The organism is Nonomuraea sp. GTA35, from assembly GCF_041950525.1.
Classification (GTDB): Bacteria; Actinomycetota; Actinomycetes; order Streptosporangiales; family Streptosporangiaceae; genus Nonomuraea.
The window spans coordinates 977,215-1,001,321 of the sequence record NZ_JBGNUV010000002.1; the positions used below are offsets into that span (position 1 = coordinate 977,215).

General features: G+C 71.9%; 24 protein-coding genes. 6 read left to right on the forward strand and 18 right to left on the reverse strand.

Features of this window, described 5'->3' with window-relative positions:
* Positions 1-198: 198 nt before the first annotated feature.
* From ACBJ32_RS11120 to ACBJ32_RS11145, 6 genes are all read right to left on the reverse strand, one after another.
* Complete coding sequence (locus ACBJ32_RS11120) at positions 199-912, reverse strand: hypothetical protein (protein WP_375126635.1); 714 nt, start codon at positions 910-912, stop codon at positions 199-201.
* Positions 912-1,718, reverse strand: coding sequence for a hypothetical protein (locus tag ACBJ32_RS11125; protein ID WP_375126636.1), 807 nt, complete (start codon positions 1,716-1,718; stop codon positions 912-914). The genes ACBJ32_RS11120 and ACBJ32_RS11125 overlap by 1 nt, the downstream gene beginning before the upstream one ends.
* Positions 1,719-2,947: 1,229 nt before the next feature.
* Positions 2,948-3,652, reverse strand: a complete 705-nt coding sequence (locus ACBJ32_RS11130) for a VIT1/CCC1 transporter family protein (protein WP_357866104.1) — start codon at positions 3,650-3,652, stop codon at positions 2,948-2,950.
* Positions 3,649-4,890, reverse strand: a complete 1,242-nt coding sequence (lgt, locus tag ACBJ32_RS11135; RefSeq protein ID WP_375126637.1) for a prolipoprotein diacylglyceryl transferase — start codon at positions 4,888-4,890, stop codon at positions 3,649-3,651. The genes ACBJ32_RS11130 and lgt overlap by 4 nt, the downstream gene beginning before the upstream one ends.
* A 26-nt stretch (positions 4,891-4,916) precedes the next feature.
* The gene (locus tag ACBJ32_RS11140) at positions 4,917-5,681 is read right to left on the reverse strand and encodes a DsbA family protein (RefSeq protein WP_375126638.1); all 765 of its coding nucleotides are present in this window, start codon (positions 5,679-5,681) and stop codon (positions 4,917-4,919) included.
* The gene (locus ACBJ32_RS11145) at positions 5,681-6,157 is read right to left on the reverse strand and encodes a MauE/DoxX family redox-associated membrane protein (RefSeq protein ID WP_357866100.1); all 477 of its coding nucleotides are present in this window, start codon (positions 6,155-6,157) and stop codon (positions 5,681-5,683) included. Before ACBJ32_RS11145 ends, ACBJ32_RS11140 begins: the two co-directional genes overlap by 1 nt.
* A gap of 194 nt (positions 6,158-6,351) precedes the next feature.
* Here ACBJ32_RS11145 and ACBJ32_RS11150 point away from each other — a divergent pair, with 194 nt between their 5' ends.
* Both ACBJ32_RS11150 and ACBJ32_RS11155 read left to right on the forward strand, forming a co-directional pair.
* Positions 6,352-6,957 carry a TetR/AcrR family transcriptional regulator gene (locus tag ACBJ32_RS11150; RefSeq protein ID WP_357866099.1) on the forward strand — a complete coding sequence of 202 codons (606 nt, stop codon included), beginning with the start codon at positions 6,352-6,354 and terminating at the stop codon, positions 6,955-6,957.
* Entirely contained in the window at positions 6,954-7,601 is a 648-nt protein-coding gene (locus tag ACBJ32_RS11155; RefSeq protein WP_375126639.1) for a VC0807 family protein, read from the forward strand. The genes ACBJ32_RS11150 and ACBJ32_RS11155 overlap by 4 nt, the downstream gene beginning before the upstream one ends.
* On the opposite strand, the gene ACBJ32_RS11160 is transcribed toward ACBJ32_RS11155, so the two are convergent.
* The 10 genes from ACBJ32_RS11160 to ACBJ32_RS11205 all read right to left on the reverse strand — a co-directional run bounded on the left by ACBJ32_RS11160 (position 7,588) and on the right by ACBJ32_RS11205 (position 18,015).
* Positions 7,588-11,487 carry an endo-alpha-N-acetylgalactosaminidase family protein gene (locus tag ACBJ32_RS11160; protein WP_375126640.1) on the reverse strand — a complete coding sequence of 1,300 codons (3,900 nt, stop codon included), beginning with the start codon at positions 11,485-11,487 and terminating at the stop codon, positions 7,588-7,590. The two genes, ACBJ32_RS11155 and ACBJ32_RS11160, sit on opposite strands and share 14 nt — an antisense overlap.
* Before the next feature lie 93 nt (positions 11,488-11,580).
* Positions 11,581-12,375, reverse strand: a complete 795-nt coding sequence (gene trpA, locus ACBJ32_RS11165) for a tryptophan synthase subunit alpha (protein ID WP_375126641.1) — start codon at positions 12,373-12,375, stop codon at positions 11,581-11,583.
* Between the two features lie 125 nt (positions 12,376-12,500).
* Entirely contained in the window at positions 12,501-13,706 is a 1,206-nt protein-coding gene (trpB, locus tag ACBJ32_RS11170; RefSeq protein ID WP_357867047.1) for a tryptophan synthase subunit beta, read from the reverse strand.
* A 38-nt stretch (positions 13,707-13,744) separates the two neighbouring features.
* Positions 13,745-14,584 carry an indole-3-glycerol phosphate synthase TrpC gene (gene trpC, locus ACBJ32_RS11175; RefSeq protein WP_357866092.1) on the reverse strand — a complete coding sequence of 280 codons (840 nt, stop codon included), beginning with the start codon at positions 14,582-14,584 and terminating at the stop codon, positions 13,745-13,747.
* A 131-nt stretch (positions 14,585-14,715) separates the two neighbouring features.
* On the reverse strand, positions 14,716-15,147 hold the full coding sequence (locus ACBJ32_RS11180; RefSeq protein WP_375126642.1) for a DUF2752 domain-containing protein: 432 nt from the start codon (positions 15,145-15,147) through the stop codon (positions 14,716-14,718).
* Between the two features lie 47 nt (positions 15,148-15,194).
* A complete protein-coding gene (locus tag ACBJ32_RS11185) occupies positions 15,195-15,770 on the reverse strand; it encodes a CD225/dispanin family protein (RefSeq protein WP_375126643.1) in 576 nt (191 codons plus the stop codon).
* A gap of 152 nt (positions 15,771-15,922) precedes the next feature.
* Positions 15,923-16,576: a DUF4190 domain-containing protein gene (locus ACBJ32_RS11190; protein ID WP_375126644.1), complete on the reverse strand. Its 654-nt coding sequence runs from the start codon at positions 16,574-16,576 to the stop codon at positions 15,923-15,925.
* Between the two features lie 110 nt (positions 16,577-16,686).
* Positions 16,687-17,274, reverse strand: a complete 588-nt coding sequence (locus ACBJ32_RS11195) for a Trp biosynthesis-associated membrane protein (RefSeq protein ID WP_375126645.1) — start codon at positions 17,272-17,274, stop codon at positions 16,687-16,689.
* A gap of 7 nt (positions 17,275-17,281) precedes the next feature.
* Entirely contained in the window at positions 17,282-17,629 is a 348-nt protein-coding gene (gene hisI, locus ACBJ32_RS11200; RefSeq protein WP_357866084.1) for a phosphoribosyl-AMP cyclohydrolase, read from the reverse strand.
* A 50-nt stretch (positions 17,630-17,679) separates the two neighbouring features.
* Positions 17,680-18,015: an STAS domain-containing protein gene (locus ACBJ32_RS11205; RefSeq protein ID WP_357866083.1), complete on the reverse strand. Its 336-nt coding sequence runs from the start codon at positions 18,013-18,015 to the stop codon at positions 17,680-17,682.
* A gap of 151 nt (positions 18,016-18,166) precedes the next feature.
* Here ACBJ32_RS11205 and ACBJ32_RS11210 point away from each other — a divergent pair, with 151 nt between their 5' ends.
* Together ACBJ32_RS11210 and ACBJ32_RS11215 are read left to right on the forward strand one after the other, a co-directional pair.
* Positions 18,167-19,003, forward strand: coding sequence for an MEDS domain-containing protein (locus ACBJ32_RS11210; protein ID WP_375126646.1), 837 nt, complete (start codon positions 18,167-18,169; stop codon positions 19,001-19,003).
* A complete protein-coding gene (locus tag ACBJ32_RS11215) occupies positions 18,996-19,385 on the forward strand; it encodes an ATP-binding protein (protein ID WP_375126647.1) in 390 nt (129 codons plus the stop codon). Before ACBJ32_RS11210 ends, ACBJ32_RS11215 begins: the two co-directional genes overlap by 8 nt.
* An 18-nt stretch (positions 19,386-19,403) precedes the next feature.
* Here ACBJ32_RS11215 and ACBJ32_RS11220 read toward each other — a convergent pair whose 3' ends face one another.
* Positions 19,404-21,197: an ABC transporter ATP-binding protein gene (locus ACBJ32_RS11220; protein ID WP_375126648.1), complete on the reverse strand. Its 1,794-nt coding sequence runs from the start codon at positions 21,195-21,197 to the stop codon at positions 19,404-19,406.
* Positions 21,194-22,978: an ABC transporter ATP-binding protein gene (locus tag ACBJ32_RS11225; protein WP_375126952.1), complete on the reverse strand. Its 1,785-nt coding sequence runs from the start codon at positions 22,976-22,978 to the stop codon at positions 21,194-21,196. The genes ACBJ32_RS11220 and ACBJ32_RS11225 overlap by 4 nt, the downstream gene beginning before the upstream one ends.
* A gap of 116 nt (positions 22,979-23,094) precedes the next feature.
* Between ACBJ32_RS11225 and ACBJ32_RS11230 the strand changes: the two genes are divergently transcribed.
* A complete protein-coding gene (locus ACBJ32_RS11230) occupies positions 23,095-23,724 on the forward strand; it encodes a TIGR03085 family metal-binding protein (protein ID WP_357866078.1) in 630 nt (209 codons plus the stop codon).
* Positions 23,725-23,915: 191 nt separating this feature from the next.
* Positions 23,916-24,077: a hypothetical protein gene (locus ACBJ32_RS11235; protein ID WP_169789240.1), complete on the forward strand. Its 162-nt coding sequence runs from the start codon at positions 23,916-23,918 to the stop codon at positions 24,075-24,077.
* Positions 24,078-24,107: the final 30 nt, after the last annotated feature.

Here is a 24,107-nt window from a genome sequence, read left to right on the forward strand (position 1 = left end):
ACCCCGCCCAGGGATCACCGTGGGCCCAAGAGCATCACGCACCGATGAGGCTCCGTGGCCCTGGAAGGCACAAGAGCACCGCTGAGTCGCGCCACGCAACGCTCCGGTGCGAGAAGTGCACGGCCGGATCACGCCGCACGTACCGCCGGGCCGGGGGCGGGGTCAGACGGCGGCTCAGACGGCGGCTCAGACGGCGGCTCAGACGGCGGCGATGATGCGGCCCTGGACCACGCGGCCGAGGCCGTCGAGGGCGACGAGAGCCGTGACCAGCTCCTGCGCGGGGGCCGTGACCAGGTCCTGTGCGGAAGCCGTGCCGCCGACCCAGCTCACCGTCACGTAGTGCCCCATCGCGCGAGCCTGCGCCCGGCTGCCGGTGGCCTCGAACGCGATGTCCTGCCGTACGAACCCGTCCTTGCGCAGCGCCGCCACCAGCGCGTCGGCGGCGCGCCCGTCGCCGAGGTTGAAGATGACGAACTGGCCCGCCATGGACCCGCCCTGGTACGTGGCCTGGAGCGCCTGCGTGCACCCGGGGGCCGTGGCACCCCAGAGGGCCTCGTCGCAGTCGGTGAACTCGCGGGTGGCGACCAGGCTCATCTTGCCCAGGGTCTTGCCGTCCTGGGTGAAGACCTCCTGGAGGGTCAGCGGGGCGGCGTCGTTCTGGCGGGTGTCGATGGCGGTGTAGAAGGCGGAGGTGGGCTCGGCGTGGAAGGTGGCGGGGCGGGGCTGCTCGCGCCCCAGCCACAACCATCCGCCGACGCCGACGGCCGCTGCGACGACGATGACGGCGGCGATGACGAGGAGCCGGGGCTTGGAGCGGTGGCTGCGCTCCTCTTCCCACGGGTCGCCTGGAGGCGGCTCCGGTACCGAGGCCGGGTCGTCGGAGGGGGTTGGCCCGGTGCTGGTCCGTGCCATCAGGAGGCCGATCCCGTGATCGCGACGACGCGGCGGTAGACGGCCTTCTCCGCCCCGCGCAGGGCCAGGGTGAGGGAGACGAAGTCGTCCTTGGTGGTGGGATCCGCGCCGTCCACCTTGCCGATCCACACCAGCCCGACGTAGTGGCCCAGCGCGTAGCCGCCCGCCTCGGAGTAGCCGCCTGCGGGGAAGGACGCCTTGGAGGAGGTCAGGGGAAGTGCCCAGCCGCCCCGGTAAAGGGTCTTCAACGATTCGACCAGCTCGGCGGCCGACGTGCCGTCCTTGAGGTTGAGTAGCGTGTACTGGCCGACGTACCGGCCGTCGGAGCTGGCGTACAGGCCGCGGGCGGCCTGGGTGCATCCTGCGTCCGAGACCCGTTCGAGGAGGGTGGCGCCCCACAGCGCGGCCGAGCAGTCGGCGTCGAGCTGCTTGGCGACGAGCTTGAGCTTGAGCTTCTTGGTGACGGCGAGCTCGCCCTCGCTGAACACCTCCTTCTCGGTCAGCGCCTTCCCGTCCTTGGCCCGTTCACCGAGGGGTTCGAACAGCTTCGGCGAGCCCCACCCGTGGAAGACCTGGGGCACGGCCGTGTCGGGGCCGAGCACGGTGGCGCTGGCCTGCTGTTCGGGCGAGTACGTGCCCAGGCTGGTGATGGCCACCACCAGGCCCGTCCCGCCTGCCAGCACGGCGACGACCGTGGCGATGATGACCATCAGCCGCTGCTGCTCCGGGCGGAAACCCCAGTCGGTGAGCAGCGGGAACTGCCAGTCCGAGCGAGGGGTACGGCGCCGCTTCCGGGACGTCACCACGGTCGGCTCGGCTCCATCTCCCCTCCCGGCTCCATCGCCCTCTCCGGCCTCATGGCCCCGTCCGGTCTCGTGACCCCGTCCGGTCTCCAGACCCCGCCCAGTCTCCTGGCCGCGTCCGGTCTTCTCACGGCCTCGCCGGGACGCACGGCCCCGTTCGGTCTCATGGCCTTGTGCGGCCTCATCGCCCCACATGGCCGCGTCGGCACCTGCGGCCCCGTCGGCGTCAGCACCTCCGTCGGTGGTCCGGCGACGATCGTTCCCCGAGCGTCCGCCGGTCGGGGCCTTCCTCGCCGGCCGCACGTGGGGCAGGTCTCTCGGCGGCCAGGTGCCGTCAGCCTGGGACCAGGTGCCGTCGGCCTCCCCTGCCGGGGAGACGCCGCCGCCGTTCGTGCCCGTGGCCGGCCAACCGCTGCTGTCCGCGTCAGTGGCCTGCCGGTCGCCGCTGGCCGGCTCCGCGGATCGCGAGCCGCGTGAGCGGGCCGCCCTCCGGCCGCTGCGGGTCCCCGCCGACCGCCTGCCACCCTCCGCGTCGGCTCCGGACCGTCCGCCGTCGGTCGCGTGCCAGCCACCGCCGTCCGTGCCACCCGCGGCATGGCCGCCACTAGGGGCACCCGCCACGGGCCAACCGCCACCATCCGCGCCACCCGCAGCGTGACCGCCGCTGGGAGCACCCGCCACGGGCCAACCGCCACCATCCGCGCCACCCGCAGCGTGACCGCCGCTGGGAGCACCCGCCACGGGCCAACCGCCACCATCCGCGCCACCCGCGGCATGGCCGCCGCTGGGGGCACCGGCCATGGGCCAACCGGTGGCATCGGTGCCGCCCGCTCCCCTGTTACCAGGAGCCACGGGCCAGCCCCCGGCGTCAGTGCCGGACGAACGCCGGCCGTGGCCGTCCGTCTCCGGCGCTGCCCGGCCGCCGCCTGTGGTCTGCCGACCGGATTCCCCGCCTGTGCCCTGCCAGCCGCCGCCGGCCCAACTTCCGCCGGTCCAGCCGCCGCTGTCCGCGCCACCAGCCGCCCAGCCGCCACCGTCCGTGCCGGGGGCTCGCCGGTCGCCGCCGTCGGCGGCAGGCCAGCCGTCGGCAGGCGAGGGCTGGAAGCCATAGCCGTCAGCGCCCGGGGCGTGGGCGTCGGGGGCCGGGGTGGCGCGGGTGCCTCGGGCGCGGCCCGAGCGGTCGCCGTTCGACCGCCCGCCGCCGGAGCCGGACGGGCCTCTGCGACGAGCCATCACAGCCCCGCCGCGCCTATCAGGTTGCCGAGGGCGAACGTGACGCCCGCCGCCACGCCGCCCACCACGAGCTGGCGTAGCCCTGAGTACCACCAGCTCCGCGCCGTCACGGCGGAGACCAGCGCCCCCGCCGCGAACAGCGCCACGCACGAGAGCACCGCCGAGACCTCCAGCCCCTGGACCCCGAACAGGTACGGCATCAGCGGCAGCACCGCCCCCACCGCGAACGACAGGAACGACGAGACCGCGGCCACCATCGGCGACGGCAACTCCCCTGGGACGACGCCCAGCTCGTTGCGCGAGTGGACCTCCAGGGCCCGCTCGGGGTGCGCGGAGATCTGCCTGGCCACCTCGGCGGCCAGGTCGGGGGTCACGCCCTTGTCGACGAAGGTCTGGGCCAGCTCCGCCCGCTCCTCGTCGGGGTGGCGGGCCAGCTCGCGCCGCTCGACGGCGATCTCGGCCTGGGCCAGCTCGCGCTGGCTGGCCACCGAGACGTACTCCCCGCCCGCCATGGACAGCGCCCCGGCGGCCAGCCCGGCGACGCCGCCGAGCGCGATCACTCTGGTGTTGGCGGTGCCACCCGCGACTCCCGCGATGAGCGCGAAGTTCGACACCAGGCCGTCCATCGCGCCGAACACCGAGGGCCGCAACCAGCCTCCGGTGACGTCGCGATGTTGGTGGTGGATCTCCGCGCGACCGTTCATCGCGAGTTCTTCTCCTTCGTCACGGGCTCGGCGTCGGGAAGCTTCGCCCGGTCCTCGTCGTCATCGTCGGTGTCGCCGGCGGCCGCCGAAGGCGTGTCGCCCGCGGTTCCCGCCTTCGCCGGAGTCTCCTCGGCGGTCGCCTCCGCCTTCGGAGCCTCGTCAGCGGACACGCCGGCCTCCGGGGTCGCCGGGGCCTCGTCGGCCCGGGCCTCGTCGGCAGGCGCGGAAGCCTGGCTCTTCGGCTCCTCGGCCTCCCCCTTCTCCGGCGTGCCGGCCGTGGAGGACTCACCCGCCGAGGACTCACCCGCCGAGGACTCACCCGTGGAGGACTCGCCCGTGCCGGGATCCGCCTGGCCGGAGGCGTGGGCCGGGTCGGCGGACTCCGCGCCGGGCTCGTAGTGCGCCGACGGCGGGACGACGATCTCCTCGCCCGTCTTGTTCCTGGTCGCCCAGAAGTACACCACCGCGCCGATGAACAGCACGATCGAGGTCCACTGGTTGATCCGCAGCCCGAGGAACTCCACCGCGTGGTCCACACCGCCGACCGGGTCGATGCGCAGCCCCTCGATCCAGAAGCGGCCGAGCGTGTAACCGGCGACGTACAGGGCGAACAGCCGCCCGTGGTGCAGCGCGAGGCGGCGGCCCAGGTAGATGAGCACGAAGCCGAGCGCGACGTCCCACAGCGACTCGTACAGGAACGTCGGGTGGTAGAGGACGCCGGGCTCGCCGCCGTGGTCGACGTCGATCTCCAGGCCCCACGGCAGCGTGGTCGGCGAGCCGTACAGCTCCTGGTTGAACCAGTTGCCCCAGCGGCCGATGGCCTGCGCGAAGGCGATGCCGGGGGCGATCGTGTCGGCCAGAGCCGTCATGGACAGGCCGCGCCTGCGCGCGGCCCACCAGACTCCGACGCCGCCGAGCGCGATCGCACCCCAGATGCCGAGGCCGCCCTCCCAGATGAACAGGGCCTGGATCGGCTCCTTGATCGCGCGGCTGCCGAAGTAGGTCTGCCAGTCGGTGATGACGTGGTAGAGGCGGCCGCCGATCAGGCCGAAGATGACCGCGGGGACCGCGATGTCGATGATCGTCCCCGCCTGGCCGCCGCGGGCGCGCCAGCGGCGCTCGCTCAGCCAGACGGCGACGATGACGCCGAGCACGATGCATAGCGCATAAGCCCGGATCGGGATGATTCCGAGATACCAGACCCCTTGGGAAGGGCTGGGAATCGAGGCAAGGGGCATGTCAGGTGAGGGTAGCGGAAGCGAGCCTACTTAGCCGCCCCCGTAATCTCATCGCGCAGTTGCGCCGGGCTGAACAGTACCTGATTGTCTATTTCTGTGCCGTTCAATTTCACTGTCGGCGTGTGATCGAGCTTCTGCTCCGTGCTGACCTTCTTGCTGTACGCGAGGTGCGCGTCGGCGTTCTTGTTGGACGTGACGCACTGGTCGAAGTCGGGCGAGGTGACCCCGGCCTCCTTGCCCCACTGCTTGAGCTGGTCGACCTTGAAGCCCTCCTCGCTCTCCGAGGGCTGGTTCTTGAAGAGCAGGTCGTGGAAGGCCAGCCACTGCTTGCCGTCGGCGACGCACCGGGCGGCGTTGGACGCGCGCACGGAGTTGGACTTCATCGGGTCCTGGGAGAAGATCGTGATCGGGTGGAAGACGACCTTGGCCTTGCCCTCGGCGGCGAGGTTCTTGAAGGTCTGGCCGCTGACGCGCTCCAGCTCCTTGCAGGCCGGGCACTGGAAGTCCTCGTAGATGTCGACCACCGGCGCGGTGACGCCGGCCTTCGCCATCACGGCGGTGCCGTCGGCCTGCACGGTGATCGGGGCGAGGGCGCCGGTGGCCTCCTCCGAGCGCGAGATGCTGGCGGCGTACCACCAGCCGAGCCCGACCGCGGCCACCGCGACGACGCCCGCGGTCACGTACGTCACCGTCTTGCGGCGCTTCTCGCGTGCCCGTTGCGCGGCCTGCTGCGCCTTGATCTTGTCGCGCGCCGACTGCGACTTCGTCTTCGTACGCTCGCCCTTGCTCATCAGTCGTCCCCCTCGTCGTCATCATGAGTGTCGCCCCCGAGACCGAGGGCCCCGTCGAGCGCGAAGCGGCCCGGCGGGAAACGCGCGGCCCACGCGCCGAGCAGCACGAGGCCGAAATCGCGCAGGATGTCGAGCAGGTAGGTCGGCTCCTGCCCGGCTCCGAGCTGGCCGCCGCCGCCGAAGCAGCCGCAGTCGATCCGCAGGCCCTTCGCCCACGCCCAGCCGATGCCGAACACGAAAGCGAACATGAGCAGCGCGGCGATCACCGCGGCCACCCTGGTCAGCAGACCGACGACCAGCAGCACGCCGACGACGATCTCCAGGATCGGCAGGGCGTAGCCCACCGCGACGGCGATCGACTCCGGCAGCAACTGGTAGGCCTTGACCGCCACGACGGAGTCGGCCGGATTGCCGATCTTGAGCGCACCCGCCGCGATCAGCACCCCGCCCAGAATCAAACGGGCGACGGTCGTCACCCAGGGTATCGCCCATCTCGCCCAAGGTGACGGTAGTGACGCGGCCACAAGCGTTCTCCTCTGTCTCTGCGCCGGGATGCGCACAGTACCCGGCTTCCATCGCATCACGTCGCGGATAAGCGTCAGCTAAGCGAGTTTTCCGCCGCCGAGCTGGGAGAGTTGCCGTATTTACTCATCTAAGTTAAAAATTACTCATGCAAGTAAAACGGGACGAGTCAGTCACGAGCTCCGCCAGACGGGCGCAGATCGTGGCCGCGACCATCGCCACCATCGCCGAGCTCGGCTACCACCAGGCGTCCTTCGCCCGGATCGCCGAGCGGGCCGGGCTCAGCAGCACGCGGCTGATCTCGTACCACTTCGACGGCAAGGACGAGCTGATCGGCCAGGCCATCGCCACCATCTACGGGGATCTGAGCAGGTTCATGCACGAGCGCGTCAGCGCCCAGCGGACGGCGTCCGGCGCGCTGGAGGCGTACATCCGCTCGCTGGTGGAGTACCTCGGGGGCCACCGCGCCGAGATGCGCGCGGCCACGGAGATCTTCCTCAACTTCCGCCCGGAGGGCGGCACGGCGGCGCAGGACGCTGCCACGGACCTGTCGCAGCTCGCCCACCTGGAGCGCCTGCTGGCGTGGGGGCAGGAGAGCGGCGAGTTCGGGCCGTTCAGCACGCGGGTGATGGCGATGACGGTCCAGCGGTCGCTGGACGGGCTGCCGTTCCTGCTGGAGGCCGACCCCGAGGCCGACCTGGCCGAGTACGCCGACGAGCTGGCCGCGCTGTTCGCCAGGGCGACCCGCGCATGAGCGCCCGGTCGAAGGGGCTCCTCACGCTGGCCGTGGACGTCGGCCTGACCGTGGTGCTCTACTACGTCCTGCGCGCGAGCGGCGTCGAGGCCCACACCGCGTTCGTGATCAGCTCGTTCGTGCCGGGCATCAGCGTCGTCTCCGACCTGGTACGCCGCCGCAGGCCCGACCGGCTGGGCCTCTACATGACGGTCATGATGCTGGCCAGCGCCGCCGTGTCCGTCCTCGTCCAGGACCCCCGGCTCCTGCTGGCCAAGGACGGCTGGTTCACGGCGGCCGGGGGCCTGTGGTTCCTGGTCAGCGCGCGCGGGGAGCGTCCGCTGGCGTTCGTGTTCACCCGGTTCGTCCTGGAGGGCCGGATCGGGCCCAACCGCGAGTCGTGGGACGTGTTGTGGGAGCGGCTGCCCGCCTTCCGCCGCATCTGGCGGGTGGCGAGCGTCCTGTGGGGCGTCGGCCTGCTGCTGGACGCGGTGGTGCGGGTCGTCATCGCCTACGCCCTGCCGGTGGACGCGGTACCGGGGGTCAACACCGCGCAGTACATCGCCTTCCTGCTGCTCATGCAGGTCGCCATGAACGTCTACCTGGTGCCCACCGGCATCTACAACCGCTGGTCCCCGCTGTACGCCGAGCTCAGGAACACCTGAACCGGGCCTCGCCCCAGTCGGCGTGGTCGTTGCCGACGCCGTCTCCCGCGTCGCCGGCCACGAGGTCCACGTACCGGGCGCCGGCCAGGCCGGCACTCAGCTCGTACGCCGGGTCGGCGGCCCGCAGCACCGGGCTGCGCGCCTTGTCCACCCCGTCGGCCACCACGGCGAACTCCACCGACCCCCGCATGGCCTGCACGTCGTCAACACCGACGAAGGCCGTGAAAGCCGTACACCGGCCACCCAGGTAGAAACGCACTTTGGCGGGCGCATGCGTGCCCAGCCCCTTGCCGAACGCCCGCCCGCCGATGACGATCGGCCCGCCGTCGGCCGCGCCGGTGTCGCCGTTGGACCGGTCGCGCTCCACCGGGCCCCAGCCGTTGTCCGCGCTGACCCACTCCAGGTCACTGGCGTACGCGTCGGCCGCGGGCGGCGGCGGCAGGGTGCGCACGGACGCGGAGGCGGTCAGCGTCCGTGCCTGGCCACCGACCGTGTACGAGGCGGTGGCCGCCAGCTCGTACGTGCCGTACGGCGCGCCGGCGGGCGGCGTGACGCGCCAGGTCGTGGCCAGCTTCCCGCCGGGCTCCACCGAGCCGGCGCCGTCGCCCTCCACCGTCCACCCCTCGGGCGCCTCCAGCCGCACGGCCACGTCCTGGACCGCCACCTGTTCGAGGTTCGTGAACGTGGTGGTGACCTCGTTGACGGCTCCCTGCTCGAACGCCGGCGACGCGGGCGTCACCTCCAGCGTCCCGCACGCCTGCGCGTCCGGCGCGGGCCCGAGGTCGGTGACGGCGAAGTCGTCGAGGATGAAGTCGGCCCCCGCCGGCTCCGGCTGCAGCGAGCGCAGCCCCACCCACACGTCGCCGCACCCGGCCACGACCCGCTCGCTGAACCGGGCGGTGGTGCGTCGCTCGGGGATCGGCGTGCGGCGCGTCTCCACGCCGGCGCCGCCCTTGTCGTAGCCGGTGACCCACTGGTAGGTGCCGGCCAGCGCGTTCTGGTAGGCGAAGGACACCTCGTAGGCGCGCCCCGGCTCGAACCGCGCGGTCTGCGGCACCGTACGGTAGATCAGGCCCTGCCGCTCCTCGTGCGCCTTCAGCGACCAGTCGCCGTTCAGCACGTCGTCCACCGTCTTGCCGTTCCAGCCGGCCTGCGTGTACGGCTCGTGCCGCTCCGACAGGTGGGTGCGCGCGTCGAACGACCCGCCCGCGTCCCCCTTCACGAACGGCCCCCATCCGGGCTCCACCGACTCGAACGTCTCCACCGCGCCGGCCGGCTCCCGCTCGAAGACGCGCACGTCGTCCACCCGCACCTGCCCCTCGGCCCCGGCGGCCGTGATCCGCAGCACGGTGGACGGGGCGGACGCGGTGAACGTCACCTTCACCCGCTGGAAGTAGGTGTCGTGCTTCTCGTCGGAGGCGATGTAGTTCCTGGCCGTGGACCGCAGCACGGTCACCGTCTCCCCGCCCGCCTCCAGCGTGGTGGCGCGCGTCCGGCCCGGCTCCACCTCGACGAACGCGGATGCGGTGTAGGTCCGGCCCGGCCGCAGCCCTCTCAGCGGCTGCTCAAGGCGCGCCTGCGCGCCCCCGCCGAGCAGCGCCACCCGGTGGCCCAGCGCGTTGCGCTCCACGCTCACAGGCCCGCTGACGGTCCAGCCGCCGAGCCGGTCGCCGTTGAAGCCCGGATCGCGCAGGCCGCTCCCCTGCCCCCACCGGGGATCGGCCTGCCTGGGCGCCTTTCCCGGGTGGAGCACGTACGGCACGCCCGCCTTCGCCCGCAGCGTGATCTTCCCGCCCGACGGGGTGACGGTGCCGGCGGGGACGCGGCCCTGGTCGGTGAGCTCGTACACGCTCATCGCCCGGTCGGCCTCCCACGTGCTCTCGCCGCCCGCCGGGTTGTAGTGGTAGAGCCTGCCGTGCCAGGGCAGCAGGTACGTGCCGCCGTCGAGCACCTTGCGCCCGCCGGCGAACAGCTCCCGCCTGCCGTCCCGGTACGTGCCGCGCACGCCGCCGGTGAACACGATCTCGTCGGCGTTCCAGTCCATGATCTGCTGCTGCTGGAGGAACTTGACCGGCAGGTTGTGCTCCCAGATGTTGCGGAGGAAGGCGGTGAAGTCGTTCTCCGCCGTCCAGCCCTCGAACTCGACGATGCGGGCGTTGCCCAGGATCGGGTGGGCGTTCCAGACGTCCTTCTCGTGGTTGCGCGCGAACCGGATGATCTGCGAGTTCAGCCCCTTGTTGGTGACGCCGCCGTAGTTGAGGTCGGTGGCCCAGTGCGCCCACAGCGACGCGCGTTCCAGCTTGTCCGACCACTCCGTGGTCACCTGCCACCCCTGCGCGCGCAGCTCGGCCAGCGTGCGGTCGGCGACCCAGCCGAAGGGCCGGAACACGTCCACGTACAGCACCGCCAGGTTCCTGTCCGTCTCCTCCCGTAACCGGGACAGGCGCGCGGCCAGCGTGCCTCTGGTCAGGTCGCCGCGCTGGTCGATCAGGTACGCCTGGTCGAGCCAGTTCCAGCCCTTGGCGTCCTTGTCCACCAGCCGCTCGTCGAAGCTCTTCGCCTCGGGGTAGGCCTCGGTGGCGTTGACGTGCACGCCGAACGTGGCGTTCCACGCCTTGCCCACCCTGGCCAGCGTGTTCAGGTCTGCCAGGCCGCCCGCGCGGCGGTTGTGGTTGCCGCCGTAGTCCGGGTGCGCGGAGTCGTGGCCCTCGGACTGGTAGCCCTTGAGCAGGGCGAGCTGCCCGAGCCCGTCGGTGGCCAGCGAGATGCGCTTGACGTCGTCCAGCGTGCGCAGGAACGGGTGCGTGGCCTGGCTGGAGAAGTTGAACGGGATGTGCGTGACCACCCGGTCCCTGGTCTCCTCCGCGCCGAGCGCCTTGATCGCGATGCTCCTGAACGCGATCGCGCCGTCCTGCCAGTCGAGCGTGCCGTCGCCGTTGGCGTCGGGGGTGAGCACGACCTTGGCCCACGGGCGGGCCTCGGTGAACGGCGAGCCGCTCGCGCGGTGGGTCCACTGGCCGCTCCAGACGCCCACCCGCACCGTGCCGTCCGGGTCCTTCCTGGCCTGGTGCCAGAGCCGGGCCGCGTCCCGGTCGGTCGCGCCGGACGGGCGGTCGTAGGTGGAGTTCGTCTCGACGGCGGCGGCCAGCCGGTCGGTGTGCACGATCGCGTACGTCGCCCCGACCGGCGTCTCCTCGGCCGCCGTGTCCGCGGTGACCCGGGCGAAGACGTCGGCGGTGCGGGTGGAGTTCGGGTCCAGGCGGGTGAACGCGGTGGCCGCGCCCGGCTGCGTGCTCGACACGGACACCAGGTCGTGGCCGGGCAGGTCGATGGTGCCGACCCGGAACGCCTCGGTGTCGATCACCTCGTCGATCGCGAACGTCGTCACCCTGCCCTTGACCCCGATGCTGGCCCGCAGGGCGACCCCGTCCCCGAGGTCCAGCCGGTAGCGGGCGGTCGCGCCGTCGTTGCCGGTCAGCCGCACCTCGGCGGGCCTGGGCTGCCCGTTCAGCACGACGGCGGGAACCCCCGTGCCGCCGCCGAGCGTGGCGCCGCTCGCCCGGTCGGTGTAGCGCAGGACGCGCGGGAAGGCCGGGTCCAGCTCCACGCGCAGGGCCGCCGACGCGATCGCGATCGGCTCGGCCACCTGGGCAGGTGCGGGCGGCAGCCCCTGCACGGTGGGGCCCGGCTGCGGCGTGCCGGCGGGCGGGGCCTCCGGCGACGGCAGCTCGTAGGTGGGGGCGGGTGGCTGCGCGGCCGGGGTCTCCTCCGGCGGCGGAGAGGCCGGCGCGGCGAGCGCGGGCACGCCCGGCGGGGAGATCGGGGCGGCCATGGCCGTGGCCGCGAGGGTGAGGGCTGCTGCGAGTAACACGGGACCTGGACGCATGACCTGTCCTTCCGGGACCGTCTGACATAGACGGTAAAGCGCGGCACCCCGTTGGGGAACCGCGCCAGGTCAGATCACCGTGTCAGGCCGCGCTCAGCGGCGCACGCCCTTGGCCATGTCCCTGGCCAGCACCCCGATGGACTCGCGCCCTGCCGCCTCGTCGGGCGCGTCGAGGATGCGGCGGATGAACGCCGACCCCACGATCACGCCGTCGGCGTAGGACGCCACCTCGGCCGCCTGCGCGCCCGTGCCGACCCCCAGACCGACGCACACCGGCAGGTCCGTGTGCGCCTTGGTCCGCTTGACCAGGCCCTCGGCGGCGACGTTGACGGTCTCCCTGGCGCCGGTGACGCCCATGAGCGAGGCGGCGTACACGAAGCCGGTGCAGCAGTCGACGACGGCCTTGATGCGCGGCTCGGTCGAGCTGGGCGCGACCAGGAACACCGTGTCGATGCCCGCCGCCGCGGACGCCTCCCGCCACGGCTCGGACTCCTCGGGCGTCAGGTCGGGCGTGATGGTGCCCACGCCGCCCGCGTTGGCCAGGTCGCGCGCGAAGCGGTCGGCGCCGTACTTGTCGATCGGGTTCCAGTACGTCATGACGAGCGTGGCGGCGCCGGTGGCGGCCACGCCCTCGACCGTGCGCATCACGTCGGCGATGCGCGTGCCGTTGGTCAGCGACCTGTGCACCGCGTCCTGGATCGTCGGGCCGTCCATGAGCGGGTCGGAGTAGGGCAGGCCGATCTCGATGACGTCGCAGCCGGCTTCCACCAGGGCCGCGGCGGCGGCGACGTCGCCACCCTTGGTGGGGAAGCCCGCGGGCAGGTAGCCGACGAGCGCGGCCCGGTTGTCCGCCTTCGCCTTGGCGAAAACCGTCTGAAGAGTCGTCATGTCTGTCCGTTTCGAAGGTCGAGTCTTCCCATGATGCCCTGCCGCGGGCCCGCCCCAGAATCCCCGCGCCGGTGAGTCGCCGGCCCGGCGCAGGCCGTCGGCGATCGGAGGGACGCCGGGAGATCCTAGAGGTTGAAGTACTTCATCGCCGTGCCCATGTCCTTGTCGCCGCGGCCGGAGAGGTTGACCAGGATGGTCGCCTCGGGGCCGAGCTCGCGGCCCAGCTCCAGCGCGCCCGCCAGGGCGTGGGAGGACTCGATGGCGGGGATGATGCCCTCGGTCCTGGCCAGCAGGGAGAACGCGGCCATCGCCTGGTCGTCGGTGACGCCGTGGTAGGTGGCGCGGCCGGAGTCCTTCAGCCAGGCGTGCTCGGGGCCGACGCCCGGGTAGTCGAGCCCGGCGGAGATCGAGTGGGACTCGATCGTCTGGCCCTCGTCGTCCTGCAGGACGTAGGTGCGCGAGCCGTGCAGCACGCCGACCGAGCCGGCGGTGAGCGTGAGCGCGTGCTCGCCGCTCTCCAGGCCGTGGCCCGCGGCCTCGTAGCCGTGCAGCTTCACGTCCTGGTCGCCGATGAAGGCGTGGAAGATGCCGATCGCGTTGCTGCCGCCGCCGACCGCCGCGCACACCGCGTCGGGCAGCTTGCCGGTCAGCTCCAGCATCTGGCGGCGCGCCTCGACGCCGATGATGCGCGCGAAGTCGCGCACGATCTCGGGGAACGGGTGCGGGCCCGCCACGGTGCCGAACAGGTAGTGGGTGGTGTCGACGTTGGTCACCCAGTCGCGGAAGGCCTCGTTGATGGCGTCCTTCAGCGTCTGCGAGCCGTTGGTGACCGGCACCACGGTGGCGCCGAGCAGCTTCATCCTGGCGACGTTGAGCGCCTGGCGCTCGCAGTCGACCGCGCCCATGTAGATGACGCACTCCAGGCCGAGCAGGGCCGCGGCGGTGGCGGTGGCCACGCCGTGCTGGCCCGCGCCGGTCTCGGCGATCACCCGCTTCTTGCCCAGCCGCTTGGTCAGCAGCGCCTGGCCCAGCACGTTGTTGATCTTGTGGGCGCCGGTGTGGGTGAGGTCCTCGCGCTTGAGGATGATCCGCGCGCCGCCGGCCTGCTCGCTGAAGCGCGGCACCTCGGTCAGCGTGGTCGGGCGGCCCGCGTACGTGCGCAGCAGATGGTCGAACTCGCGCAGGAACTGCGCGTCGTTCTTGGCCTTCTCATAGGTGGCGGCCACCTCGTCGAGCGCCGGGATGAGCGCCTCGGGCACGTAACGGCCGCCGAAGATGCCGAACTTGCCGTGCACGTCGGGGTCGTTGCCGTACGCGCCGTTGCCCGCCAGGTCGGCGGCCGTCAGGATGGTGCCTTCGTTTGCCACTGCTATCCCTCTGCTGAGTGGTCGGGGCGCGTCGACGGATGAGCGCCGGCGGTCACCAACGCCTCCACTGCCTTGCGCGGGTCCTTGCCGGTGACCAGGCTCTCGCCCACCAGGACGGCGTCCGCGCCGCCCCGCGCGTAGGCGAGCAGGTCGTGCGGGCCGCGCACGCCCGACTCGGCAATCTTGATCACATTATCGGGGATCTTCGGCGCGATCTTCGCGAAGACATCGCGGTCGACCTCGAGTGTCTTGAGATTGCGCGCGTTGACCCCGATGACCCGGGCGCCGGCGGCGACCGCCCGCTCCAGCTCCTCCTCGGTGTGCACCTCGACCAGCGGGGTGAGCCCGATCGACTCGGCCCGCTCGATGAGCGACACCAGGGCCTCCTGCTCCAGGCAGACGACCATGAGCAGGGCCAGGTCGGCGCCGTAGGCACGGGCCTCCCAGAGCTGGTAGGAGGTGAGGATGAAGTCCTTGCGCAGGATCGGGATGTCCACCCGGGCGCGGACCGCGGCCAGGTCGTCGAGGCTGCCGCCGAACTTGCGCCGCTCGGTCAGCACGCTGATGACGTGGGCGCCACCCGCTTCGTAGTCGGCCGCCAGCGCCGCGGGGTCGGCGATCGCAGCGAGCGCGCCCTTCGACGGGCTGGAGCGCTTGACTTCGGCGATCACCGAGATCCGGTCGCCTCCCAGCGCGGCCATCGCGTCTCGCGGCGCATGGGCCCGCTCGGCCCGCTGCTTGAGCTCGTCGATCGACACGGCCTGCTGTCGTGCGGCGAGGTCGGCGCGCACCCCGTCGAGGATGTCGTCGAGGACACTCGGCCCTTCCGTCCGCTCACTCACGCGCTTGAGGTCCCTCCGGTCGGCTTCTGGGGGTGGCGGAGAGTTCGCGTCGCGTCCGCTCTCTGCCTTGTCCTGCGATGGTATCGGCCCCTACGGGGTCACCTCACCACCGGTCCCCATGTGTACGCCGCCTATGGGGCTAGGAACGCCCCGAAAGGCAGATTACGGACGACCCAGTAGACCATGACGAGGGCGAGGAACGCCCACAGCCACGCCGGATGGGCCAGCGTGGTGCGCCTGGGCCTGCCCTGCCACGCCCGCACCACCCATCGGCCCCACCAGAACACCAGGAACGGAACCATGGCGACGGCGAGGGGGTTGAGGCCGAGGGCGGCGACCGGGTCGAGGTGGGCCAGCGCGTGGATGGTGCGCAGCGTGCCGCAACCCGGGCAGTACAGGTCGGTGGCCCACAGGAACGGGCAGGTCGGGTAGTGACCCGGCTCGTTCGGGTCGATCACGCCGACGAACGCGAACACCGCTCCGGCGGCGGCCGCAACACCGAGTGGCGCGAGCAGGCCCTTGACGCGCCGTTTCCCGTGCCGCTCGGTTGTTGCGAGGCTCATGTTCCCAGTATCCGCCTTCCGGTGCGTGCCGCTGATCGTGGTGCGGCCTAGTACGAGTACGTCGTGGAGACGCTGGCGGCCAGGATCACGAAGAACAGGACGTACGCGATGATGATCAGGCCGATGCCGATCGCGCCGAAGATCAGGCTGCGCTTCCACCAGGTCTTGGCCTCGTCGGCCGCCTGCTGCGCACCCGCGAAGTCGCCGACCTGCCACTTCTGGTTCACCTGCGACGACTTGACGATCGCCACGATGCCCAGCGGGAGGCAGCAGAACAGGGTGGTGAGGATGGCGGGGACGAGCTGGTTGTCCGGCGGGTTGCCCCCGGGACCGCCGTAACCGCCACCGTAGCCACCGCCCGACGGGGGCTGCTGGCCGTAACCGCCACCGCTCGGGGGCTGCTGGCCGTAGCCACCACCGTAGCCACCGCCACCGCTCGGCGGCTGCTGGCCGTAGCCACCACCGGACGGGGGCTGCTGGCCGTAACCGCCACCGCTCGGGGGCTGCTGACCGTAGCCACCACCGTAGCCACCGCCGCCGCTCGGCGGCTGCTGGCCGTAGCCACCGCCAGGCGGCTGGGCGCCGTAACCGCCGTCGCCCTGGTTACCGTAACTCATGCTCATGACCCCTCATGTCGTCATCTTTGAGTTGCGCGCGGCAGCCTAGCGAGAATGCATCTCCTACGTGGACGAACGTCCATTTTGCGGACAATTCGTAATCGGACCGCAAGCGGCTCGTCACGGTCCGGCTGGACTCCCGACAGGTTACCGGCCGGTCAGTAGTCGTAGGAGGACGAGGCCGCGGCGGACAGGCCCAGCGCCCACAGGAAGAAGCCGCCGAAGAAGAGCCAGCACAGCAACCAGATCACGACCGTGATGTACGACGTGACGAGGCCGCCCACCGCCATGCCCGAGCCGTCCTCGCCCGTCTTCTTGATCCGGTTGAGCGCGATGTGCCCGAGGATCACGCCCGGGATGCTCGTGAGGCCGCAGAAGACCAGGCCGATGATGCCGAGCACGAGCGAGGCCACCGCCATGCCGTTGGTGGAGCGCGGCGGGTGCGGCGGGGGGTAGTAGCCGGGGGGCGGCTGCTGCTGGCCGTAGCCGTAGCCGCCGCTCGGGGGGAGCTGGCCGTAGCCGAGGTTCTGCTGGCTGTTCGGCTGGTCGCCGTACCCGCCGCCGTAGCCCGGCTGCTGCTGGCCGTAACCGCCGCCGTAGCTGGGAGGCTGCTGGCCGTAGCCTCCCCCGCTCGGCGGCTGCTGGCCGTAGCCTCCCCCGCTCGGCGGCTGCTGGCCATAGCCGCCGCCTCCGCTCTGCGGCTGCTGGCCGTAACCGCCGCCGTAGCCGGGGGGCTGCTGGCCGTATCCGCCTCCCCCGCTCGGCGGCTGCTGCCCGTAGCCGCCGTTGGCGCCCTGATCCCCGTAGGTCATGAGCTGGCTCCTCAAATGTTCCGTGGCGAGTTGCAACGGCAGCTTATTGAGGAAACGTTTGCCAAGCAGACAATGGTTCAGAACAGTGGAGGATTCGACAGCGCCTGTTTTCAGCGGGAATCCGTCGGGTCGTCTCCCCTGTCGAGCGCGTCCCAGAGCGCCCTGTCGTCCTTGACCTGCGCCTTCGCCTCCGGTCCCGGGCCCGCGCCGCGGTCGTAGCGGGCGGACATGCCCGCCCACCTGTTGCCGCGGACGGCCGCCACGATCCCGCCCGCCACCATCAGCAGCGCACCGGCCGCCGCCACGCCCGGCCACAGCGGCGCGCTCTCCCAGGGGATGTCGGCGGCGCCGTGCAACACGTTCTGCTCGCGCAGCCAGCCGGTCACGTTGTCGCCGCTCAGCGCCGCCCACGTCGCCGCCGCCGCGCCGGCGCCGCAGAGCGCCAGCAGCGCGCCGACGAGCCGGCGCCCCACGCCCTTGGTGGCCAGCACCGCCACCACCCCGGCCAGCCCGGCCAGCGCCACGGGCGTCAGCGCGGGGCCGAGGTCGCTCCCGGTGGGCGCCGCCGCACCGGCCCCCTGCGACACCCGCGCCCAGGCCTGCCCGGCGGCCACCAGCACGAGCAGGCAGCCGAGCACGGTCGCCACCACCCAGCCCCACAACTCCCGGCGGCCGGCCTCCGGCCTCTCCTTCGTCACGACGCCCTCAGCCGAGCGCGATCTCGAGCCGGTCGGCGTCGAAGCAGGTGCGGTCGCCCGTGTGGCACGCGCCGCCCTCCTGGTCCACCTTCACCAGGATCGTGTCGCCGTCGCAGTCGAGCGCCACGGCCTTGACGTGCTGGACGTGGCCGGAGGTGGCCCCCTTGACCCAGAACTCCTGGCGGCTGCGCGACCAGTAGGTGGCCCTGCCGGTGGTGAGCGTGCGGTGCAGCGCCTCGTCGTTCATCCACGCGAGCATGAGGACCTCGCCGGTGTCGTACTGCTGGGCGATCGCCGGGACCAGCCCGTCAGGGTTGCGCTTCAGCCGGGCGGCGATCTTGGGGTCAAGGGACATGCACCCATTCAACCAGCCCCGCCCCTCGCCCCCCGCAGGCGCGGGTGGCGTCAGGCGAGGGCCTGGGACAGCGTGTCGTAGATGGGGAACAGCGCGGCCAGGTTCGTCCGCCGCAGGCGCCGCAGCACCTGCCCGTCCGGCGCCACCAGGGCCATGGTCCCGTTGCGGTCCCGCAGGGAGGCCAGCATCCGCACCAGCACCCCCAGCCCCGTGGTGTCGATGAAGGTCAGCGCGCTCAGATCCACCACCAGCCGGGGCTCGGCCGTGGCCACCGCCTCGTCCAGGCATTTGCGCACCTGGGAGACGTTGTCCACGTCCATCTCGCCGGCCAGGCTGACCACCACGAGCTCCCCGTGTCGGCGTCGCGACATCTCCAGCACATCCACGCCCATGCTCCTCACGACCCCTCCCGCGGGCGGCCCCGCCGAAAAGGTACACCTGTCTGCATCGCGTCACCGTGGGTTTTGCCGAGAATGCGCTACGTGATGGCAGGGATCAGGGTACTTTCGTCCCGACACGTGCTAGGGGAGGACCATCGTGGTGGACGTCGCGGGCTCCGTCCTCGATCCCGACCTCGGTGATCATGTCTGCCTGCCGTTCGACGGCGAGCGGGAGCGGATGACGGCCACCGGGCTGTTCACGATGAACGGCCTGCGCCGCCGTACCAAGGTCGTGATCATCACGCATGCCGACAGCCCGGAGCGGACGCGCGGGTGGCTGGCGCCGCTCGTGCCCGGGTTCGCCGACGCCGAGTCCGCCGGGCAGATCGAGGTCCTCGACTGCGCCGACACCCACTTCACCGGCGGCCGCCTCGACCCCGAGCGGGTGTACGCCGGGCTGGCCGACGCCTACGCCCGGGCGCGCAAGCACGGCCAGCACGGCGTGTACGCGCTGGTCGACGCCTCCTGGGGGGCGTGCGACGCGCCGGAGCAGGCGGCGTTCGAGGCGGCGACCAACGAGCTGTTCGGGGAGCGGTGGCTGGCGGCCGTGTGCCAGTACGACCGCGGGCTCTTCCCCCGCGACGCCATCGACCGGGCCGCCTCCGTGCACCCGATCGCTCCAGAGCAGGCGCTGCTGCGCTTCGCCAACACCTTCGAGCCGGCGGGCCTGCGGGTGTGGGGGGACATCGACCTCACCAACCGGCCGGCGTTCGCCTCGCTGCTGGCGCGGCTGGAGAAGGAGCCGGGCGAGATCGTGATCGACGCGTCCGGGCTGGACTTCATCGACGCGGGCTCGGCGCAGTTGCTGACCGTCACGGCGACGGCCAGGCCGCGCGGCTCCACCGCGGTCGTGTGCCGCGACTCCATCGCCCGGGTGCTGCGGCTGATCGGCGCGGACGAGTTCGTCGCCGTACGCCGGGTGGGCGATGTGTAGGCAGGTGCTCTGCGCGGCCTTCGCCCGTGGACGCATCACGTTCCTGCGCAGGGCCGTCGCCGAGCACGCCAGGTACGAGGGGCTCACCGGCAGGCGCCTGGAGGACTTCGTGCTGGCGGTCAACGAGATCACCACGAACGCGGTCGTGCACGGCGGCGGGCACGGGCGGCTGCGGTTGTGGTCGCACGGCGAGCGGCTGTGGTGCGAGGTCAGCGACGAGGGGCCGGGGCTGCCCGCCGGGTGGATGGGTGACATGCGGCCGCCCGAGGGGCTCGACTTCCGCGGGCGCGGGCTGTGGCTGACCAGCATGTTGTGCGATCACATCACGATCGTGTCCGGGCCTGCGGGCACGACCGTGACGTTCGCCGCCGTCCGCGGATAGCCGCCCCTTCGTGCCGGGTCAGGAGCGGGCGGCCGAGATCCACGAGGAGTGCAGGTCGGCGTACACGCCGGCCTCCTTGACCAGCTCCGCGTGCGGCCCCCGCTGCACCAGCCGCCCGGCGTCGAAGACCAGGACCTCGTCGGCGTTCTCCGCCGTGGACAGGCGGTGCGCGATCGAGACGGCCGTACGGCCGCGCGTGACGCCTTCGAGCGCGCGTGCCAGCCGCACCTCCGTGGCGGGGTCCACCGCCGAGGTGGCCTCGTCCAGCAGGAGCAGGTCGGGGTCGGCGAGGTAGGCGCGGGCCAGGGCGACGAGCTGGCGCTCGCCGGCCGAGAGGGACTCGCCGCGCTGGCCGACCGGGGTGTCGAGGCCGGCGGGCAGCCCCTCCAGCCAGTCGGTCAGGCCCAGCTCGGTCATCGCCAGCTCGATCTCCTCGTCGGTGGCCGCGGGCTTGCCGTAGCGGATGTTGTCCGCCAGGGTCCCGTCGAACAGGAAGCCGTCCTGCGGGACCATGACGATCCGCTCGCGCAGCGAGGAGAAGCGCACCTCGCGCAGGTCGTAGCCGTCCACGGTGACCCGCCCGGAGCCGGGGTCCATCAGCCTGGTCAGGAGCTTGGCGAACGTGGTCTTGCCTGAGCCGGTCTCCCCCACGACGGCGACACGGGAGCGCGGCGGGATGTCCACGGTGACCTCGCGCAGCACGGGCACGCCGCCGGGGTAGGAGAAGTGCACGTCCTCGAAGGCGACCTGGATGGGGCCGCGGGGCAGCGTCACGCCCGCCTCGCCGGGGTCGGCGACGTCGGGCGGGGTGTCGAGGACGCCGAGGATGCGGCGCCAGCCGGCGACCGCGTTCTGCGCCTCGTTCAGCACCTCGGTGGCGGTCTGCAGCGGCGAGACGAACAGCGTGACGAGGAAGAGGAACGCCACCAGCCGCCCCTGCGAGATGTCGCCCGACAGGCCGAGCCGCACGCCGAGCAGCACGATGCCGGCGATGGCGACGGCGGCCACGATCTCGGTCAGCGGGAAGACGAAGCCGACGATGATCTGCGCCCTGGTCTGGGCCTTCCTGTTGGCGTTGACCGCCTCGTCGATGCGCTCGGCGGTGCGCCGCTCGGAGGCGTAGGCCCGGATGACGGTGGCGCCGACGACGGACTCGCTGACGGCGGCGAGCATGTCGCCGGTGCGCTCGCGGACGACCGTGTACGCGCGCGACAGCAACCGCTGGAAGCGCGGCAGGGCGATCATCAGCGGGATGAAGCAGACCCAGACCAGCAGGGTGAGCTGCCAGGAGTAGACGAACATCAGGACGGTGGCCACGAGGAGCTGGCCGAGCGCCACGATGATCATCAGCCCGCCCCATTGCATGAAGTTGCTGATCTGGTCGATGTCGTTGGTGACCCGGGAGACCAGGGCGCCGCGGCGCTCGGTGTTCTGGGTGAGCACCGACAGGTCGTGGACGTGGCGGAAGCCGCGCACGCGCAGGGTGGCGAGCGAGGACTCGGTGGCCTTGTAGAGGCGGACGTTCATGACGTACCCGGCCAGGGCCGTCAGGACGACCGCCGCCGCGCAGATCACGACGGCAGTGGTGATGTACGAGATGTCGGGCCTGCCGCCCTTGAGGCCGGTGTCGATCGTCTGCTGGACCGCGATGGGCACGATGATCTTGCCGATGGTGGCGATGACGGCCAGCGCCAGCGTGCCCACCAGGCCCTTGCGGAACTCGGGGGTCAGCGAGAGTCCCTGGCGGACCGTGGCCAGCGCCGAACGCTCCGAGTCGCGCCGGATGTTCTGCGCCGTACTCTGCGCCGTCATGCCTGTACCCCTTCGACCGCTTCTTCGACTTCGATGGCCGCGCGCTCGGCCTCCTCGCGCTCGTACGCGGTCACCAGGTTGCGGTAACCGGCGCAGCGCTCGATCAGCTCCTCGTGCGGCCCGCGGTCCACCACGCGGCCCTTGTCCAGGTAGACGACCTCGTCGGCCAGGGCGATCGTGGCCATGCGGTAGGCGACGACCACGACGGTCGAGGCCTCGGCGGCGTCGCGCAGGCCGTACAGGATCTTGGCCTCGACCTGCGGGTCCACGCTGGAGGTCGCGTCGTCGAGGATGAGCAGGCGGGGGCGGCGCACGACGGCGCGGGCCAGGGCGAGGCGCTGGCGCTGGCCTCCCGACAGGGAGGCGCCGCGCTCGCCGACGCGGGTGCCGAGGCCGTCGGCCAGCCGGCTGACGAAGCCGTCCGCCTGGGCCAGGCGCAGGGCGGCCCACACGTCCTCGTCGGAGGTCTCGGCGCCGAGCGCGACGTTGCCGCGCACGGTGTCGTCGAACAGGAACGTCTGCTGCGGCACCAGCGCGACCGACCCGGCCACGCCGCCGTAGGGCAGCTCGCGCAGGTCCACGTCGTCGAGCAGTACCCGGCCCGAGCCGGGGTCGACCAGGCGGGCCAGGAGCTGGACGAGCGTGGACTTGCCCGAGCCGGTGGGCCCGACGAGGGCGACGGTGCGGCCGGCGGGCACCTCGAAGGTGACGTCGTGCAGCACCTCGGCCTCGCCGTAGGCGTAGGAGACGTCCTCGACGGCCAGCTTCGCCGGGGCCGTGGAGGTCGAGGCGGTGGAGCCGTACTCCATGGAGCCGGTCGCCTCCAGCACGGCCTGCACCCGCTGCCAGCCGACGACGCTGCGCGGCAGCTCGGCCAGCACCCAGCCCAGCGCCCTGATGGGGAAGGCGAGCAGCGTGAACAGGTACGCCACCTGCACCAGCCCGCCGGCGTCGATCGCGCCGGTGGACAGCCGGGTCGCGCCCACGGCCAGCACCGCGAGCACGCCGAGCGTGGGCAGCGCCTCCAGCATCGGGTCGAACAGCCCGCGCACCCGCCCGACGGCGATGTTGGCGTCACGCAGCTCGTGGGCGCGCCGCCGGAAGCGCTCGGTCTCCAGGTCCTCCCGGCCGAGCGTCTTGACGACGAGCGCGCCGTCGAAGCTCTCGTGCGCGATCTCGCTCACCTCGGCGCGCAGTTGCTGCGCGCGGGTGGCCAGCGGGCTGAGCCTGCGCTGGTAGACCAGGTTGAGCACGGCGATGGCCGGGAAGATGAGGAAGCCCACCAGGGCGAGCACGAGGTCGGTGAAGACCATCGCGACGGCCGCGGTGACCAGCATGACGATCACGCCCACGGCCATCGGCAGCGGCGCGAGCGGGGCCCAGGCGGCCTCGGCGTCGGCGCTGGCGTTCGACAGGAGCTGGCCGGTCGGGTGCTGGTGGTGCCACGACAGCGGCAGGCGCAGGTACTGCTTGGTGACGTCGCGGCGCGAGCGGGCCTGCATGCGGTACTGCATGACGCCGGCAAGGATGCGGCGCCCGGCCACGCCGAGCGCCTTGAGCAGCGCCGTGCCGAGGATCAGTAACGTGCCGGTCCACAGCGCGCCCGACGTGACGCCGCCCTCGGCGAACGAGGGCAGCACCACGTTCTGCGTCGCCCAGCCGAGCGCCCAGGCTGAGGCGACGGTCATGCCCCCGTATACGGCGCTGGCCAGGACGGCCAGCGCGAACACCGTCTTCTCCGTGCGAATGGCCACCCCAAGGACACGGAGCCCTTGACGCATCACGGCCGAGGTGACCTTGCTCGCCACTCGGTAGGTTTCCTCTCAGATCTGATGTTTCTTCGTATGTCAGTATCACTCCCGATCAGGTGGTTATTCCCAGCGGTAGGGTTGGGCACGTGACTCACGCTCGTGGCGAACGCTCCGCGCTCTGCGACCTGCTCGACCGGCTCGGCCCCGACGCGCCGACCCTCTGCGCGGGCTGGACCACCTATGACCTGGCGGCCCACCTCGCGGTGCGCGAGCGCAGGCCCGACGCCATGGGCGGCATAGCGATCAAGGCCCTGGCCGGTTACACCGCCTCGGTCCAGAACGGCTTCAAGGCCCGCCACCCCTTCCCCGAGCTGGTCGGCGTCATCCGCAAGCCCGGCGGCGTGTACGGCCTGCTGCCCGCGCTCGACGAGGCCGTCAACACGCTGGAGCTGTTCGTGCACCACGAGGACGTGCGCCGCGCCCAGCCGGCGTGGCAGCCGCGCGAGCTGCCCGCCGACCTGGAGGCGCTCATCTGGAAGCGCGTGTCCACCGGCGCCCGGCTGATGCTGCGCAAGTCGCCGGTGGGCGTGGTGCTGCACCGCCTCGGCGGCGGCGTGGCGCTCGGCGGGCCGCGCGGCGGCTCGCGAGTGGAGGTCACCGGCAAGGCGGCGGAGCTGCTGATGTTCTGCTTCGGGCGGCAGGCTCACGCCCGCGTGGAGCTCACCGGAGACCCCGCTTCCGTCGCCCGGCTGCGGGAGGCCGCTCTGGGGGTCTGATCCCTCTCCGAGGTTGCGGTGCTACCGCGGGAAATCCCGATGCGGAAGGCGCTCGCGGGTAATCTCCTGCCCGTACCATGGCATGAGTAAGAAGCCCCCCGGTTAGGATCATGTACATCTTCACAGAAGATGCCTAGGGATCGCCCAGATCCGGGTATATACGGCTGGGAATGGACTGCAGGAGGCCCCCCATGCAGGTCAAGAAGGTGATCACCTACGTGGCTGTCGCGTTCGTGGTCTTCTACCTGTTCACCCGGCCGGCCCAAGCCGCCGCCGCGGTCAACGGTGTGTTCGACGGAATCATTCAGGGAGCTAATCAGTTGGCCGTGTTCTTCTCAAGTGTTCTGACCTGACCGTAGGTTCTGTCTGCGTCAGGTGCTTCC